We start from the raw sequence: 367 nt of genomic DNA, 5'->3' as shown, positions 1-367 counted from the left end.
ACGATCAGGTTTTGAGTATGTTCGATGCTGTTGACCACGTTGTCGCCCGCCACGGTATCGACGCGCAGACCCGGCAGGTTAGCGTCGATAGCGATCTCGCGCTCGCCGGTCCCGGTGTTGCCGTGGCCGTTGGTGACGGTCGCCGTCACGCTCAGGCTGCCGTTACCCAGCGCCGTCAGCACGTCAGACGGCACGTTGACGGACCAGGTCAGATCGTTCTGCACCGTTGCGGTGTAGCGGTTGCCGCCAATGGTCACGGTCACGGTATTGCCCGCTTCGGCATTCGCCACGGTGCCGCTCAGGCTCTGGCCTGCGGCCACTTCCGCCGCATTAATGACGTTATCGCCCGCCACGGTGTTGATGGTGA

At 63.5% G+C, this 367-nt stretch carries 1 protein-coding gene; it reads right to left on the bottom strand.

Annotated elements, in window-relative coordinates:
* A partial coding sequence (locus tag HMPREF3143_RS26375) for an Ig-like domain-containing protein (RefSeq protein ID WP_254668446.1) occupies window positions 1-367 on the bottom strand: 367 nt, incomplete at both ends.

This window comes from Enterobacter sp. HMSC16D10, assembly GCF_001807145.1.
GTDB classification, from domain to species: Bacteria; Pseudomonadota; Gammaproteobacteria; order Enterobacterales; family Enterobacteriaceae; genus Enterobacter; species Enterobacter roggenkampii.
Note: the sequence above shows the minus strand (reverse complement) of the source record. Positions and strands in the feature narration are given on the sequence as shown.